This window comes from Thauera sp. WH-1 (assembly GCF_047806685.1).
In the GTDB taxonomy this organism is placed as follows: domain Bacteria; phylum Pseudomonadota; class Gammaproteobacteria; order Burkholderiales; family Rhodocyclaceae; genus Thauera.
Map to the genome: position 1 here is coordinate 75,007 of NZ_JBLQGP010000018.1, position 15,155 is coordinate 90,161.

Here is a 15,155-nt window from a genome sequence, read left to right on the forward strand (position 1 = left end):
CGGATCGAGGCGGACGGATCGGCATCAGTCCGGTGTGCGGTAACGCCAAGGGGGTGTGTGCCCCCTGATCCCTGGAGTGGATGATGTCGGCAATGACGAGACGATACCTGCTACTGGCCGCCGTGCTGTGGGCCCTGCTCGCCCTGGCGCCGGCGCGGGCGGCGCTGGAGCCGGCGCTGGTGCAGGGCCTGGCGGGCGATTTTCAGGCCCGCATCGCCGCCATCGAGGCGCTTGGCGTGAGCGGCGCCGGCGAGGCCGGCCCGCTGCTCGACGCCCTCGAGGCTGGCCGGCTGGCCGTGCGCGATGGGCGGGTGGTGCTGGTGGAGGACGGGCGCCTGCGCGACCTGGTCGACGATGCGGTGCGCGATGCCGAGGTCGCCAGCGCCACCCGCATCACCGTGAACAATCGTGTCCGGCGCGCGATCGCCACCGCGCGCGCGGCGCTGGCGCTGGCCTCGCCGGATCGCGTGCAGCGCCTGACGGCCGCGAACACGCTGCGCGAGAACGCCAGCGAGGTGCTGCTGCCGGTGATCGAGACCGCGCTCGCGCGCGAGGACGATGATGCGGTGCGCGAGGCGCTGCTCTACGTGTCGGCCAAGCTCAATCTCGCCTCGCCCGATCCGGCCCTGCGTCTGAAGGCGGCGCAGGCGCTGGCGGCGTCATCGGATGGCGCGGTGAAGAACATGCTCGCCACGTTGCTGGAAAAGCGCGGCGAAGGCGCGGCGCAGACCTGGGTCGAGCCCGACGCCGAGGTGCGCGCGGCCGCCGAGGCGTCGATCCGCGCCATCGACCGCCGCATCGCCACGGCGCAGATGGTGGCGACGGTTTTCTCGGGCCTGTCGCTGGGGTCCATCCTGCTGCTGGCCGCCCTCGGCCTGGCGATCACCTACGGCGTCATGGGCATCATCAACATGGCGCATGGCGAACTGCTGATGATCGGCGCCTACGCCACCTTCGTCGTGCAGGGCGTGTTCCGCAGTCACTTCCCGCAGTACCTCGATTTCTACGTGCTGGCCGCGATCCCGGCCGCCTTCTTCGCTGCGGCGATCGTCGGCATCGTCATGGAGCGCCTGGTGCTGCGCCACCTCTACGGCCGTCCGCTGGAGAGCCTGCTCGCCACCTGGGGGTTGTCGCTGGTGCTGATCCAGGCCGCGCGCGTGAGCTTCGGTCCGCAGAACCTGGAGCTGGCCAACCCGTCCTGGATGTCGGGCGGCATCGAGCTGGCCGGCGGCGGGGTACTGCCCTACAACCGCATCGTCATCCTCGGCTTCGCCGCCTTCGTGCTGTTGCTGATCTGGCTGATGATGCAGAAGACGCGGCTGGGCATGTTCGTGCGCGCCGTCACCCAGAACCGGCCAATGGCGGGCTGCGTCGGCGTGCCGACCGCGCGCGTCGACACCCTGGCCTTCGCCATCGGCTCGGGGGTCGCCGGCCTGGGCGGGCTGGCGCTGTCGCAGATCGCCAACGTCGGCCCGGCGATGGGGCAGGGCTACATCGTCGATGCCTTCATGGTGGTCGTGCTCGGTGGCGTCGGCCAGCTCGCCGGTGCGGTGTGGGCGGCGCTCGGGCTGGGCATCGTCGCCAAGTTCCTCGAGGGCTGGGCGGGCGCGGTGATCGCCAAGATCCTGGTGCTGGTCTTCATCATCGCCTTCATCCAGAAGCGTCCGCAGGGCATCTTCGCCCTCAAGGGCCGCTTCGCAGACAGCTGAGGACGGCATGCGCACCCCATTCACGATCAGACTCTTCCAGAGCATGCCGCGCGCGGGCTGGATCGCGCTGGCGGTCTTCGCCGCCATCACCTGGGTCGGCATTCCGTTCGCGCACCTCGTGCTGCCGGAATCCCATCCGCTGCACGTGTCGGCCTACACCGTCAGCCTGCTCGGCAAGATCCTGTGCTACATGGTCGTCGCGGTGGCGATGGACCTCATCTGGGGCTATGCCGGCATCCTGTCGCTCGGCCACGGGCTGTTCTTCGCTCTCGGCGGCTACGCCTTCGGCATGTATCTGATGCGCCAGATCGGGCGCGACGGCAGCTACGGCGCCGACATCCCCGACTTCATGGTCTTCCTCGACTGGAAGACGCTGCCGTGGTACTGGGCGGGCTCGGACTCCTTCGCCTGGGCGCTGTTCCTCGCCGTCGCGGCGCCGGGGCTGGTCGCCTTCGTGTTCGGCTGGTTCGCCTTCCGCTCGCGCATCAAGGGGGTGTATTTTTCCATCATCACCCAGGCGCTGACCTATGCGGCGATGCTGCTGTTCTTCCGCAACGAGACCGGCTTCGGCGGCAACAACGGCTTCACCGATTTCAAGCGCATCCTCGGCTATAGCATCACCTCGCCGGAGATGCGGGTGGTGCTGTTCGCGCTGTCGGCCGCGCTGCTGATCGCCTGCCTGATCCTCGGCCGCTACCTCGTCACCTCGCGCTTCGGCCGCGTGCTGGCGGCGATCCGCGACGCCGAGAGCCGGGTCATGTTCATCGGCTACAACCCGTTGCACTACAAGCTCTTCATGTGGACCTTGTCGGCCATGCTGTGCGGGCTGGCGGGCGCGCTGTACGTGCCCCAGGTCGGCATCATCAACCCGTCGGAGATGAGCCCGGCGAACTCGATCGAGATCGCGGTGTGGGTCGCGGTCGGCGGGCGCGGCACCTTGGTGGGGGCGGTGCTCGGTGCGGGCATCGTCAATCTGGCCAAGAGCTATTTCACCGTCACGATGCCCGAGTACTGGCCCTTCTTCCTCGGCTTCCTGTTCATTGCGGTGACGCTGTACCTGCCCAATGGCGTGGTCGGCCTGTGGCGCTCGCTGCGCGCGCGCCGGAGCACCGCCGTGCTGGACGACACTCAGGCCGCGCCGCCGGCCTCGCCGCCGACCGCCGCGAGCATGGACGCTGGGAGCCCGATCCCTACCCCGGTTACCGGGACCACCGCCAAGGGAGCACGCGCATGATCCCCACCCTCGAGATCGAAAGCGAGGCCGCCCGTCTTGGCGCCGAGCGCGAGAACCAGCGCGAGCACTGGGAGGGCGAGGCCACCACCGGCCACCTCGTGCGCCCGGGCGAGCTCGACCTGTCGCACAACGTCATCCTCTACCTCGATGACATCACGGTGAGCTTCGACGGCTTTCGCGCCCTGAACAAGCTCAGCCTCGCCATCGATGCCGGCGAGCTGCGCTGCATCATCGGTCCCAATGGCGCCGGCAAGACGACGATGATGGACGTCATCACCGGCAAGACCCGGCCCGACTCGGGCAAGGCCTTCTTCGGCCAGACCATCGACCTCACCCGCCTGACCGAGCCCGAGATCGCCCACGCCGGCATCGGCCGCAAGTTCCAGAAGCCGACCATCTTCGAGCAGCACAGCGCGTTCGAGAACCTCGAGCTGGCGATGAAGGCGGACAAGCGCGTGCGCCGCACGCTGTTCGCCAGCCTCATCGACGACGAGCGCGACCGCATCGCCGACGTGCTGCGCCAGATCCGCCTCGACAGCGCCGCCGATCGCCCCGCCGGGCTGCTGTCGCACGGCCAGAAGCAGTGGCTGGAGATCGGCATGCTGCTGATGCAGGAGCCGCGCCTGCTGCTGCTCGACGAGCCGGTCGCCGGCATGACCGACGACGAGACGGCGCGCACCGCCGAGCTGTTCGTGAGCCTGGCCGGGAAGCACTCGCTGGTGGTGGTCGAGCACGACATGGCCTTCGTCGAGGCGCTCGGCGGCAAGGTCACGGTGCTGTGTGAGGGCTCGGTGCTGGCGGAGGGGGACCTTGCGACGGTGCAGGCGGATCCGCGGGTGATCGAGGTCTATCTGGGGCGTTAGCGCGAGCAAGCAATCACGCCAAGCCGGATGTGCGGGGCGTTCCTGGAGAAGGCGAGGACTGTCTGAGCCCGAAGGGCGAGTTCCGCAGCCTTAGGAAGGAATGCCCCGTGCAGCCGGCTGCTTAGTACCCCAATGTGACCAGCAGGAGAAAATCAGATGCTGAAAGTGGATCAGCTCAACCAGTACTACGGCGGCAGCCACATCCTGCGCGGCCTGTCCTTCGAGGTGCCCGTCGGCAAGGTCACGACGCTGCTCGGGCGCAATGGCGTGGGCAAGACCACGCTGCTTAAGACGCTGATGGGCCTGGTGCCCGCCGCCAGCGGCAGCATCGCCTTCGACGGCCGGGACATCACCCGCGCGCCGTCCTACAAGCGCGTCGCCGCCGGCATCGGCTTCGTGCCGCAGGGGCGCGAGATCTTCCCCCGCCTCACCGTCGAGGAGAACCTGCTGATGGGCCTGGCGACCCGGCCGCGCGGCAGCGCGATTCCGCCGCGGATCTTCGACATGTTCCCGGTGCTCAGGCAGATGATGGGCCGGCGTGGTGGCGACCTCTCGGGCGGCCAGCAACAGCAGCTCGCCATCGGTCGTGCGCTCGCCTTCGGCCCCAAGCTACTGATTCTGGACGAGCCCACCGAAGGCATCCAGCCCTCGATCATCAAGGACATCGAGCGCGCCATCCGCAGCCTGGCCGAAACCGGCGAGATGGCGATCCTGCTCGTCGAGCAGTACTACGATTTCGCCCGCGCGCTCGCCGACCAGTACCTGGTCATGGAGCGCGGCGAAATCGTCATGCGCGGTGCAGGGGATGACATGGACCGCGACGGCGTGCGCGAGGCGCTGGCCGTGTGAGCGAGGCAGGCCCGGAGCCGCGCCTCACTCCTCTGTCAGCGTCATCAGGATGTCGGCGTACCAGGCGCAGTTCAGGCCCAGGGCCTCGTCCAGCTTGAGGTCGCGCGTACCGACGTCGAGTCGGGCCGAATGCACGCCGAGCAACAGCCAGGGCAGGTCGCCGTGGCGCGGGTCTACACTCGGGCTGCGCATCACTACCGGCGCCCCGCTGGTGCCGCGGTGGGTGCGGGCGTCGGTGAGGAAGTAGCCCATGCCCTGAAAGCGCAGGCCGAAGGACGAGGCGATCGCCGCCTGGCGCACCACCGGCATGTGGTGGAGCGTGTCATGAAAGCCGAGCGGGAAACCCACCACCAGTAGCGAGCTGCCGACCTCGACCTGATCGAAGTGCCCGAGCAGGTGGGCCGGCGTGAACGCGCGGTAGGCCGCGCTGGCCGGCAGGGCCGTGCGCTCCAGTTCGATCACGGCGACGTCGATCTCGCCGGCAGAGTCCGTGCCCTGGCGCCAGATGCTGCGTCCGTCGCGGTAGAGCGGGATCGAGAAGCCGGTCGAGTGCGCCAGATTGTCGGCGTCGTCGTGAAGCTCGATCTCGATGCGGTCCGGGAAGTGCTTGCTGGCCTGGTCGTGCAGCACATGGCGGCTGGTGACCAGAAACAGCCGGTCCTCACGCGCGAAGAAGAAGCCGCTGGCATTGGTCAGCGCACGCTGACCGTCGAAGGTGCATACGCGGGCAGCGGTGAGCAGGATCGATTCGATCGTCGGCTGCCTTGCGACCTGACCCGCGGCAGCCTTGCCGTCACCGCTCATTCAGCCGCCGCGCATCTTGCGTCGCGCCTCGTGGATCTCCTGCGCCTCGACGCTGAGCGTGGCCGTGGGCCGTGCGAGCAGGCGGGCGATGCCGATCGGCTCGCCACTGTCCTCGCACCAGCCGTAGCTGCCGTTGTCGATCCGCGCCAGCGCCTCGTCGATCTTGTGCAGCATCTTGCGCTCGCGGTCGCGCACACGCAGCTCCAGCGTGTGGTCCTCTTCCAGCGAGGCACGGTCAGACGGATCCGGCGTGCTTTCGAATTCCTGCAGGTGCAGCGTGGTGCGATGGGCCGAGTCGAGCAGGGCGTCGCGCTCACGGATGAGCTTGTCGCGGAAGAACGCCAGCTGTCGGGCGCACATGTAGTCGTCGGCCGGGGCCGCCAGCATTTCGGCTTCGGTTGGCAGTCCTGCGGTGGCCGTGATGGTGTCGCTCATGGTGTTTCTCCTCCAGACGAGGCAATGCCCCGGTGCAGCCCGTGCGGCAGGCCCTTCACCATACACGGCAATCGCCGCAGCAGGGTGCGGATTGCGCCACGCTGCGATGCTTATCGCGCTTCCCTGATGCGCACTATAAGAGACGTCGCAGAACTGCCGCTGGGCCGCCCGATACATTGACGCGCAGAACGGTGCACAAGTGCCGTCGCCATCACCAGGGACCCATCCGGAGACAGAAAGTGACAAGACCCGATCAACACCTGAAGGCGCTCACCGCGACCTGCCTGCTTGCCGCCCTGCCGGCGGTCGGCCATGCCGCGACCTGGAGCGATACCTACCTCGGCTACCGCTACGGGACCGAGTTCCGCGAGCCCACCAATAGCCGGGACGTCGAGAAGCACGTGCTGCAGTTCACCCATGCCAGCGGGTATTCGGCGGGGCAGAACTTCGTGAGCCTGGACATGCTGCAGTCCGACAAGACCGATCCGGCCAGCGGCGGCGGCAGTGGCGCCACCGAGTTCTACCTCACCTACCGTCATCAGGTGCATCTGGGCAAGGTCCTCGACAAGTCGTTCGCCTTCGGCCCGGTGAAGGAGCTGGCCGTCACCGCCGGCTTCGACCTCAACAGCAAGAACACCGCGTTCTCGCCGCGCAAGCGCCTGCTCGTGCTCGGGCCGACGCTGAAGTTCGACGTCCCCGGCTTCCTCGACCTCAGCCTGCTGGTCGGCAAGGAATGGAACCGCTGCGGGCTGGAGCCGGCCACGCCGGGTGGCTTCGACCCCTGCCCGAAGACCGAGGTCAGCTTCGATCCGCAGTGGATCCTCAGCGCGGCCTGGGGCATCCCCTTCAATGCCGCTTCCGTGCCGCTGAAGTTCCAGGGCTTCATCAACATCAATGGCGAAAAGGGCAGGGACTACGCCGGCGTGAAGACCCGCACCGAGACCCTGATGCGCGCCTCGCTGATGGTGGATGTGGGCCAGATGGCCTGGGGGAAGAAGAACACCTTCCTGATGGGGGTCGGTTACGAGTACTGGCGCAACAAGTTCGGCAATCACGCCTATGCCAATGGCGTCGAGAAGGCGGGCATCGACACCAATGCGCCGACCTTCCAGATGGAGTGGCATTTCTGAGCGCAGGGCACGCGCGCGGCTGACGAAAAGCGAAGCGGGCGGCTGTGCATCTTGCGCAGCCGCCCGCTTCGTCTATCAGTGCGGGCTCAGGCTCAGACGTTCATCACCGTCACCGCGCGGGTGTTGAGGTAGGCGTCGAGCGCCTCCGGCCCGCCTTCGGTGCCGTAGCCCGAATCCTTGACCCCGCCGAAGGGCATCTCGGCGCTCGGCGTGGCGGGCTGGTTCACGTACAGCATGCCGACCTGCAGCTCGTGGGCGAGCAGGTGCGCATGCTTGAGCGAGCGCGTGAAGGCGTAGCCGGCCAGCCCGAAGGACAGGCGGTTGGCCTCGGCGATCGCCTCGTCCATGGTGCTGAAGCCGCGGATCGCCGCCACCGGGCCGAAGGGCTCCTCGTTGAACACCCTCGCGTCCAGCGGCACGTCGGCGAGCACGGTGGGGGCGAAGAAGTTGCCGGTGCTGCCGATGCGCTCGCCGCCAGCGGCCACGGTGGCGCCGCGCGCGACCGCGTCCTGCATGAAGTCGGCCATCGCCACCGTGCGACGCGGATTGGCGAGCGGCCCCATCTGCGTGCCTTCGGCCAGGCCGTCGCCGACCTTCAGCCCCGCGGCATACTTCGTCATTGCGGCCGTGAAGTCGGCGCGCACGCTGTCATGGACCAGGAAGCGGGTGGGCGAGATGCAGACCTGGCCAGCGTTGCGGAACTTGGCGGCGGCCGAGGCCTTCACCGCCAGCTCGATGTCGGCGTCTTCGCACACGATCACCGGGGCGTGGCCGCCGAGCTCCATCGTCACCCGCTTCATGTGCTGGCCGGCGAGCGCGGCGAGCTGCTTGCCGACCGGGGTGGAGCCGGTGAAGGTGATCTTGCGGATCACCGGGTGGGTGATGAGGTAGTTCGAGATCTCCGCCGGTGTGCCATAGACCAGGCCGATCACCCCCGCCGGCACGCCTGCATCGACGAAGGCGCGTACCAGGGCGGCGGGCGCGGCGGGCGTCTCTTCGGCCGCCTTGACCAGGATCGAGCAGCCGGTGGCCAGCGCGGCGGCCGCCTTGCGCACCACCTGGTTGATCGGGAAGTTCCACGGCGTGAACGCGGCGACGGGGCCGACCGGGTCCTTGAGCACCATCTGCGTCGCGGCGAGGTTGCGCGCCGGCACGATGCGGCCGTAGACGCGCAGGCCTTCGTCGGCGAACCATTCGATGATGTCGGCCGCGGCGAGCGCTTCGATCTTCGCCTCGGGTAGCGGCTTGCCCTGCTCCTGGGTCAGCAGGCGGGCGATGTCGGCCGCGCGCTCGCGCATCAGGCCGGCCGCGCGGCGCATGATCCTGGCGCGCTCGATGGCCGGGGTCTTGCGCCAGGTCTCGAAGCCGCGCTGCGCGGCGGCGAGCGCGAGGTCGAGGTCGGCAATGCCGGCGTGGGCGACGCGGCCGATTTCGGCGTCGGTGGCGGGGTTGAAGACGGGCAGGCTGCGGCCGTCGAGCGCATCGCGCCACTGGCCGTCGATCAGCAGTTGGGTGTTGGGGTAGGTCATGTCAGGCCCTCTGGTGGGGAGAAAAGTGCAGGCGCGATTCTTGGCCATCGGGGTGGCCGCTGTCCACCGCCGTGTCCGCGCCCGGCGCCTGGCCAGGGCCGGATCCGTCGTGGGCATCGCGCGCCCGACTGCGTACAATGCCGGCATGAGTCCGCAAGCTCCCGGGTCGGCACTGCCTGCCTGCCCGGTCTGCCTCGACGCCGTGCCGCGCATCTTGATGCATGTGGATGGGCGGGACTACCTGCGCTGTGACGTGTGCGAAGCGACCTTCCTGTCGCCTGCGCAACGACCCACGGCCGCTGTCGAGCGCGCGGAATACCTGCTCCACCGCAATGACCCCGCCGACGCCGGCTACCGGCGCTTCCTGCAGCGTCTGGCCGGCCCGCTGCTGGCGCGGATTGCGCCCGCGAGCGAAGGCCTGGACTTCGGCTGTGGGCCCGGCCCGGCACTGGCTGCGCTGCTGCGCGCGGCCGGTCATGCGGTGAGCGTGTACGACCCCTTCTTTGCGCCCGATGCCGACGCCCTCGGTCGCCGCTACGACTTCATCACCTGCACCGAGGTGGTCGAGCATTTTCATGCGCCGGCCACCGAGTTTGCCCGCCTCGACGCGCTGCTTCGCCCCGGCGGCTGGCTGGGCATCATGACCTGCTTCCAGACCGACGACGCGCGCTTCGCCGCCTGGCATTACCGTCGCGATCCCACCCATGTGGTGTTCTATCGCGAAGCCACCTTCCATCACCTCGCACGTCGCTTCGGCTGGCAGTGCGAGGTGCCGGGCAAGGATGTGGTGCTGATGCGCAAGTCCGACCCCCCTCCAACCACAACAAGGGCCCACTCCACACCATGAGCTACGAAACCATTCTCTACGACCTCACCGACGGCATCGCCGAGATCCGTCTCAACCGCCCGCAGCGCCTCAACGCCGTCACCCAGCAGCTCTACGACGAACTCAACGACGCGCTCACCCGCGCCGAGGCCGATGGCGATGCCCGCGTCGTGCTGATCACCGGCGAAGGCCGCGCCTTCTGTGTCGGCGCCGACCTCAAGGCGCACAAGGTCGGCCGCACCGCCTTCGACCGCCGCCAGTACCTCAAGGGCGAGCAGGACGCCTGCCACCGCCTGCTGCACATGAAGACGCCGGTGATCGCCGCCGTTAATGGCTACGCGCTCGGCGCCGGTGCCGAGATCGCGATCGCCTCCGACTTCATGTTGATGGCCGAGAGCGCCCAGATCGGCCTGCCCGAGATCTCGATCGGCAACTTCCTCGGTGGCGGCGTGACCTGGCTGCTGCCGCGCCTGGTCGGGCTGGCCAAGGCGCGCGAGCTGGTCTTCCTCGGCGAGCGCATCAAGGGCGAGGAGGCGGTGCGCATCGGCCTGGCCAACCGCGTGTTCCCCGACGAGGGGTTCCTCGCCGCGGCGCGCGAGTTCGCGCTCAAGGTAGCGAGCAAGGCCCCGTTCTCGATGCAGCTCGCCAAGGAGCAGTTGAACCTGTCCGCCGAGCGCACGCTGGACGCCTGTCTCACCGCCGAGCTCGAGGGCATGATGTTCGTCGGCACGACCAAGGACTGGCAGGAAGGCGTCGACGCCTTCGCCGAGAAGCGCACACCCGTCTTCAAGGGGGAATGACACGATGACCGAGATTGCGACCCAGGCACCGACCCAATCTGCCTCCACGCCGACCCACAAGAGCCCGCTGCACGACTTCCTCGCGCCCGACGCGATCGCCATCGTCGGCGCCTCCGCCGACCCCACCAAGCGCGGCTACAAGGCCATGGTCGGCCTCATCAAGGGCAACTACCGCGGCAGGATCTACCCGCTCAACCCCAAGGTGCCCGAGATCCTCGGCGTGCCGACCTACGCCAGTCTGGACGACATCCCCGGCCCGGTGGATCTGGCGCTGATCTGCACCCCAGCCGCAACGATCCCCGGGCTGATGGCCGAATGCGGGCGCAAGGGGGTGAAGGGCGCGGTGATCCTCGCCAGCGGCTTTCGCGAGACCGGGCCCGAAGGCGCGAAGCTCGAGCAGCAGGTGCTGGAGGCCGCGCGCGCCGGCGGCGTGCGCATCATCGGCCCCAACACCTCGGGCATGTTCAACCTGCACAAGAACGTGAACCTGCTCGACCTGCGCAACGTGAAGGCGGGCGACATCGGCTTCATCTCGCAGTCGGGCAACATGCTGCTGGCGCTAGTGCTGGAGGCCGAGCACAACGGCCATGTCGGCTTCTCGACCTACGTCGGCCCCGGTAACCAGACCGACATCGGCTTCAACGACTACCTGCGCTACCTCGGCGAGGAAGAGCACACCCGCGTCGCCACGCTGTACGTGGAGGGCTTTCGCGACGGCCAGCGCTTCCTGCAGGCGGCGCGCGAGATCACGCCGGTGAAGCCGGTGGTGGTGTACAAGTCGGGCGCCACCGAGCTCGGCAAGAAGGCCGCCAGCTCGCACACCGGCGCGCTCGCCGGCAGCTACGAGATGACCGTCGACCTGCTCAAGCAGGTGGGCGTGAGCGTGGTGCGCCACTCCGACCAGATCCTGCCGGTGGCCGAAGGTCTGGCGCTGATGCAGCAGGCGCGCGGGCGGCGGGTGGCGGTGATCGCCGACGGCGGCGGCCAGGCCACGATCACCTCGGACCGCCTGTCCGATGCCGGGCTGGAGCTGGCCGAGCTGTCGGCGGCCACGCGCAAGCGCCTGGCCGACATCCTGTTCGCGCAGGCCTCGCTGGCCAACCCGATCGACGTCGCCGGCACCTCGGACAGCGACCCCGAGGTGCTCGCGCGCTGCATGGAGATCGTCGCCGAGGACGACAACGTCGATGCGGTGTTCCTGGTCGGCATGTTCGGCGGCTACCACACCCGCTTCGCCGAGTCTCTGCTCGGCGGCGAGATGCGCGCGGCCGAAGCCATGATCGAGCTCGCCCGCCGCTGCGGCAAGCCGCTGGTCATCTACAGCCTGTATGCGCCGGTCAAGCCGCCGGCGCTGCGCCGCCTGCACGAGGCCGGGCTGCCGGTGTATTCGTCCATCGAGCACGCGGTGAAGGTGCTGCAGGCCCTGGCCGAGCGCGGCATCTACCTGCAGCACCAGCACGGTCAGCCGCTGCAGGTGGGGGTCACCCCACTCGAGAGCATGCAGGCCATGTTCGCGCGCGCGCAGAACGAGGGCCGTGACCTCTACGAGTTCGAGGCCAAGACCCTGTTGCGCGAGCATGGCATCGCGGTGGCCGAGGAAGTCGTCGCCCACAATGCCGACGAGCTCGGCGCGGCGATCGCCAAGTTCGGCCAGCAGCCGCTGGCGATGAAGGTGGTGTCGAAGGACATCCTGCACAAGTCGGACGCCGGTGGCGTCAAGCTCAACCTGGTCGGCGAGGCGGCGCTGCGCGCGGCCTACGACCAGATCATGACGAGCTGCCGCGCCTACGACGCCAACGCCGACATCCGCGGCGTGCTGGTGACACCGATGGCGCGGAAGGGCACCGAGGTCATCATCGGCGTGGTGCGCGATCCGATCTTCGGGCCGGTGCTGATGTTCGGTCTGGGCGGCATCTTCGTCGAGATCCTGGAGGACGTCGCCTTCCGCGCCATCCCGCTGTCTCGCCACGACGCCGAGGCCATGGTCGGCCAGCTCAAGGGGCGCAAGATCCTCGCCGGCGTGCGCGGCGAGTTGCCGGTGGACAAGGCGGCGCTGGTCGACCTGCTGCTCAAGGTGTCGAGCATCGTCAGCGCCTATCCGCAGCTGTCGGAGCTCGACCTCAACCCGGTGATCGCCTATCCGGAGGGCTACGCCGTGGTCGATGCCCGCATCATCACCAACCGTTCCGTGGCCAGCAGCTGAGGCCGGCAGGCGGCGCCACGAGCGGGCATCGCATGGGGTGAGGCGCCTATCGTGCGGATTTCTGCCGAGTTGCCTCAAAGGCGGTCTGGGCACTGTCCACCAGGTGGACAGACTCGGCGGCGCCGACAGCGAGATCGGGCAAGGGCAGGCGCGGAACGCTCAGCCGGCGCCGCCCGCCTCGTGGTGCAGGATGCGGTTGCGGCCGAGGCGCTTGGCCTCGTACATCGCCCGGTCGGCGTGGTGGATCAGCTCGGTGGCGTTGCGGCCCCCCTGTGGGTGCAGGGCGAAGCCGATGCTGGCCGAGATGCGCGCGGTGTCGGCGTCGAGGGCGTAGGGCTCGGCGAGGTGGGCGAGCAGCTTTTCACCGATGTGCAGCGCATCCTGCGCCTGATGCAGGGCAGGCAGGATGATCGCGAACTCGTCGCCGCCCAGCCGCGCCACGGTGTCGCTGACGCGCACGCATTCGCGCAGGCGGGCGCCGACCTGCTGCAACAGGGCGTCGCCGGCATGATGGCCGAGGCGGTCGTTTACCGCCTTGAAACCGTCGAGGTCGATGTACATCAGGCCGACCATGCCGCCGCTGCGCGGGGCGCGCAGCAGCTCGTGGTCGAGCTGCTCCTGGAAGCGGTGGCGGTTGGCGAGGCCGGTGAGCGGGTCGCGGCTCGCCAGGCGCCAGGCAAAGTGACGATCGTCGTGCGCCGCGCCGGCCAGCAGCGCGGTGGCCGAGCTCATCGCCAGCAGCAGCTGCAGTTCGGTGGCGGTGGCGGCCGGCAGCGCCAGCACACGTTCGCCGACGACCAGCAGCGCGCAGACAAGGGCCGCGCTCAGATAGCCGACCAGCACGCCCTGCGTGAGCCCCGCCAGCAATACCGGGAACAGCACCAGCACCGAGAGCCGCACGTCCACCCCGAGCAACTGCGGCAGGCCGAGCACGGCCAGCGCCACGAGGATTGCGAGCCCGAACAGGCCCCACGTTGACGGCAGGCCGTGGCAGCGGCCAAGGGCGTCGTCGTCGGGGGCGGAGGCTGGCAGGCGCTGCCGCCACAGCAGGTTCCACACCAGTGTGAGCGCGGGCACGCCGAGCAGCACACCGGCGAAATCGCCGCCCCAGAACGCAAGGAACACCGCACCGAGTTCGTCCGCGGGTAAGGACCGGAACGGCGGGATGAACAGGGTCGTGATCGCCGACAGCGTCACCGCCCCCAGGCTGACGGCGACGAAGTAGAGCGCGGCGGGCAAGCTCAGTCGGGCGGGCTGGTCGCGCCAGCGCAGGCGCAGCAGCAGCCCGGCACCGCCGTAGCAGAGCACCTGGCGCAACGCGCCGCCCCAGTCGATCTCATGCAGCAGCCCGCCACCCACGCCGAGTTGACGCACGGTGAGGATGGCGAGGAAGGCCCAGGGCAGGACGCGCCAGCCGCCGATCATGCCGGCTGCGGTGGTCAGCCCGGCAGACAGGTACAGCGCGCTGACATGGGGCTGGAGCTCGAAGAGGGCCGAGGTCTGCCAGGCCAGCCAGTAGCATGCGAAGAGCAGGAGGGGGCTCGTCGCCGACGAGTGCAAGCGCGAACGGGGGGCGGGCGGATCCATACCAATCGGGAGATGACGCCCGGTCTGAGGAGGGGGCGGGCAAGCGCCCGAAGGATAGCACCCGGCGGCGTGGATTTAACGCGCGGCGTTGCCGATCGGGGGACGGGTGGCGCACACGCGAAATGCATCGCCAGGCGCGGCGGGTGCCGCCGCTGGCGATGCGAGGCGGCGGGGGTCAGTGCGCCAGGAAGTCGAGCACCATGCGGTTGAACTTGTCCGCGTGCTCCCACTGCGCCCAGTGGCCGCAGCGGTTGAAGATGTGCAGCTCGGCGTTGGGCATGCCCCAGATCAGGCGCAGGCCGACGTCCATCGGCACGAAGCGGTCGTCGCGGCCCCAGATCACCAGCGTCGGCGCGCTGATCTCGCCCAGGCGCGGGCCCTGGTCGGGGAACTGCTTGGGGTTGGCGGCCAGGCTCTTGACGAAGTTCTCGAGGTGGTCCTTGCGCGCCAGCATGTTGTCCAGCCGCGCCTGGAACAGCGCCTCGGTCATGCTGCTGGGGTCGAAGACGAAGACGCTCATCATCTTCTTCAGGTTCTCGATGCTCGGCTCGCGATACAGCCCCTGCAGCAGCTTGATGCCTTCGGTGGGCATGGGCACGAACTGGCTCGGGCCGCCGGTGCCGCCGCCCATCAGGATCAGCTTGCCGACGCGGGTCGGGTTGGAGAGGGCGAAGGCGACCGCGCTGTGGCCGCCCATCGAGTTGCCGACGATGTGCACCTTGTCGAGGCCGAGGGCGTCGAGCAGCGCCTTCAGGGTCTGGGCGTTGAGGTCGGAGCGCGAGCCGGTGCACACGATCGGGTCGCTCTTGCCCCAGCCCAGGCAGTCCATCAGCACCACGCGGTAGCCGGCGCCGACGAAGGCGTCGACGTTGCGGTGGAAGTTGGCCCAGCCGGTGGCGCCGGGGCCGGAGCCGTGCAGCATGACGACGGTTTGCTCGCCGGTGCCGCAGTCGTTGTAGTGCACCTGCACGTCGAGCTCATTCACCTTGAGGCGGATGAGGTGGCTGGTGGCGGCGTCGGTCAGGGGGGCGTTCTGGGTGCTCATCGTTGTAGGTCCTGTTGGTGTTGGGGGAGCGGCATGTGTCTGCCGTGGATGGTGGGCATTCAGCCCTTGTACGGCCCCGCGCCGAGCCCGATCGGCGCCGGCGCGGCGGCCACCAGCTTCGAGAAGAGCTGCGCGAAGTCC

General features: G+C 68.9%; 13 protein-coding genes. 8 read left to right on the top strand and 5 right to left on the bottom strand.

Features of this window, described 5'->3' with window-relative positions:
- Positions 1–83: 83 nt before the first annotated feature.
- The 4 genes from urtB to urtE all read left to right on the top strand — a co-directional run bounded on the left by urtB (position 84) and on the right by urtE (position 4,655).
- A complete protein-coding gene (gene urtB / locus ACMV5O_RS16440; protein WP_416164475.1) occupies positions 84–1,709 on the top strand; it encodes an urea ABC transporter permease subunit UrtB in 1,626 nt (541 codons plus the stop codon).
- 7 nt (positions 1,710–1,716) lie between these two features.
- A complete protein-coding gene (urtC, locus tag ACMV5O_RS16445) occupies positions 1,717–2,943 on the top strand; it encodes an urea ABC transporter permease subunit UrtC (RefSeq protein WP_416164476.1) in 1,227 nt (408 codons plus the stop codon).
- The gene (gene urtD / locus ACMV5O_RS16450; protein ID WP_416164477.1) at positions 2,940–3,806 is read left to right on the top strand and encodes an urea ABC transporter ATP-binding protein UrtD; all 867 of its coding nucleotides are present in this window, start codon (positions 2,940–2,942) and stop codon (positions 3,804–3,806) included. The genes urtC and urtD overlap by 4 nt, the downstream gene beginning before the upstream one ends.
- A gap of 156 nt (positions 3,807–3,962) precedes the next feature.
- Positions 3,963–4,655, top strand: a complete 693-nt coding sequence (gene urtE, locus ACMV5O_RS16455; RefSeq protein WP_416164478.1) for an urea ABC transporter ATP-binding subunit UrtE — start codon at positions 3,963–3,965, stop codon at positions 4,653–4,655.
- A gap of 24 nt (positions 4,656–4,679) precedes the next feature.
- On the opposite strand, the gene ACMV5O_RS16460 is transcribed toward urtE, so the two are convergent.
- Both ACMV5O_RS16460 and dksA read right to left on the bottom strand, forming a co-directional pair.
- Positions 4,680–5,459, bottom strand: coding sequence for a S1 family peptidase (locus ACMV5O_RS16460; RefSeq protein ID WP_416164479.1), 780 nt, complete (start codon positions 5,457–5,459; stop codon positions 4,680–4,682).
- Positions 5,460–5,894, bottom strand: a complete 435-nt coding sequence (gene dksA, locus ACMV5O_RS16465) for an RNA polymerase-binding protein DksA (RefSeq protein WP_324541385.1) — start codon at positions 5,892–5,894, stop codon at positions 5,460–5,462.
- Between the two features lie 239 nt (positions 5,895–6,133).
- On the opposite strand from dksA, the gene ACMV5O_RS16470 reads away from it, so the two are divergent.
- Positions 6,134–7,024: a hypothetical protein gene (locus ACMV5O_RS16470; protein WP_416164480.1), complete on the top strand. Its 891-nt coding sequence runs from the start codon at positions 6,134–6,136 to the stop codon at positions 7,022–7,024.
- A 92-nt stretch (positions 7,025–7,116) separates the two neighbouring features.
- Here the strand turns inward: ACMV5O_RS16470 and ACMV5O_RS16475 are convergent, their stop codons facing one another.
- Complete coding sequence (locus tag ACMV5O_RS16475) at positions 7,117–8,553, bottom strand: NAD-dependent succinate-semialdehyde dehydrogenase (RefSeq protein ID WP_416164481.1); 1,437 nt, start codon at positions 8,551–8,553, stop codon at positions 7,117–7,119.
- A 145-nt stretch (positions 8,554–8,698) separates the two neighbouring features.
- Here ACMV5O_RS16475 and ACMV5O_RS16480 point away from each other — a divergent pair, with 145 nt between their 5' ends.
- Genes ACMV5O_RS16480 through ACMV5O_RS16490 form a run of 3 tightly spaced genes read left to right on the top strand, consistent with a single transcriptional unit; the run spans position 8,699 to position 12,382 of the window.
- Positions 8,699–9,400, top strand: coding sequence for a class I SAM-dependent methyltransferase (locus tag ACMV5O_RS16480; RefSeq protein ID WP_416164482.1), 702 nt, complete (start codon positions 8,699–8,701; stop codon positions 9,398–9,400).
- Positions 9,397–10,179 carry an enoyl-CoA hydratase/isomerase family protein gene (locus tag ACMV5O_RS16485; protein WP_416164483.1) on the top strand — a complete coding sequence of 261 codons (783 nt, stop codon included), beginning with the start codon at positions 9,397–9,399 and terminating at the stop codon, positions 10,177–10,179. The genes ACMV5O_RS16480 and ACMV5O_RS16485 overlap by 4 nt, the downstream gene beginning before the upstream one ends.
- A gap of 4 nt (positions 10,180–10,183) precedes the next feature.
- On the top strand, positions 10,184–12,382 hold the full coding sequence (locus ACMV5O_RS16490) for an acetate--CoA ligase family protein (RefSeq protein WP_416164484.1): 2,199 nt from the start codon (positions 10,184–10,186) through the stop codon (positions 12,380–12,382).
- A gap of 159 nt (positions 12,383–12,541) precedes the next feature.
- On the opposite strand, the gene ACMV5O_RS16495 is transcribed toward ACMV5O_RS16490, so the two are convergent.
- Both ACMV5O_RS16495 and ACMV5O_RS16500 read right to left on the bottom strand, forming a co-directional pair.
- Complete coding sequence (locus ACMV5O_RS16495; protein ID WP_416164485.1) at positions 12,542–13,969, bottom strand: diguanylate cyclase domain-containing protein; 1,428 nt, start codon at positions 13,967–13,969, stop codon at positions 12,542–12,544.
- Between the two features lie 175 nt (positions 13,970–14,144).
- On the bottom strand, positions 14,145–15,014 hold the full coding sequence (locus tag ACMV5O_RS16500) for an alpha/beta fold hydrolase (protein WP_416164486.1): 870 nt from the start codon (positions 15,012–15,014) through the stop codon (positions 14,145–14,147).
- Positions 15,015–15,155: the final 141 nt, after the last annotated feature.

Coding starts and splice junctions, on each gene's coding strand:
- urtB (WP_416164475.1), top strand. CDS start 84: ATGTCGGCAATGACGAGACGATACCTGCTACTGGCCGCCGTGCTGTGG.
- urtC (WP_416164476.1), top strand. CDS start 1,717: ATGCGCACCCCATTCACGATCAGACTCTTCCAGAGCATGCCGCGCGCG.
- urtD (WP_416164477.1), top strand. CDS start 2,940: ATGATCCCCACCCTCGAGATCGAAAGCGAGGCCGCCCGTCTTGGCGCC.
- urtE (WP_416164478.1), top strand. CDS start 3,963: ATGCTGAAAGTGGATCAGCTCAACCAGTACTACGGCGGCAGCCACATC.
- ACMV5O_RS16460 (WP_416164479.1), bottom strand. CDS start 5,459: ATGAGCGGTGACGGCAAGGCTGCCGCGGGTCAGGTCGCAAGGCAGCCG.
- dksA (WP_324541385.1), bottom strand. CDS start 5,894: ATGAGCGACACCATCACGGCCACCGCAGGACTGCCAACCGAAGCCGAA.
- ACMV5O_RS16475 (WP_416164481.1), bottom strand. CDS start 8,553: ATGACCTACCCCAACACCCAACTGCTGATCGACGGCCAGTGGCGCGAT.
- ACMV5O_RS16480 (WP_416164482.1), top strand. CDS start 8,699: ATGAGTCCGCAAGCTCCCGGGTCGGCACTGCCTGCCTGCCCGGTCTGC.
- ACMV5O_RS16485 (WP_416164483.1), top strand. CDS start 9,397: ATGAGCTACGAAACCATTCTCTACGACCTCACCGACGGCATCGCCGAG.
- ACMV5O_RS16490 (WP_416164484.1), top strand. CDS start 10,184: ATGACCGAGATTGCGACCCAGGCACCGACCCAATCTGCCTCCACGCCG.
- ACMV5O_RS16495 (WP_416164485.1), bottom strand. CDS start 13,969: ATGGATCCGCCCGCCCCCCGTTCGCGCTTGCACTCGTCGGCGACGAGC.
- ACMV5O_RS16500 (WP_416164486.1), bottom strand. CDS start 15,014: ATGAGCACCCAGAACGCCCCCCTGACCGACGCCGCCACCAGCCACCTC.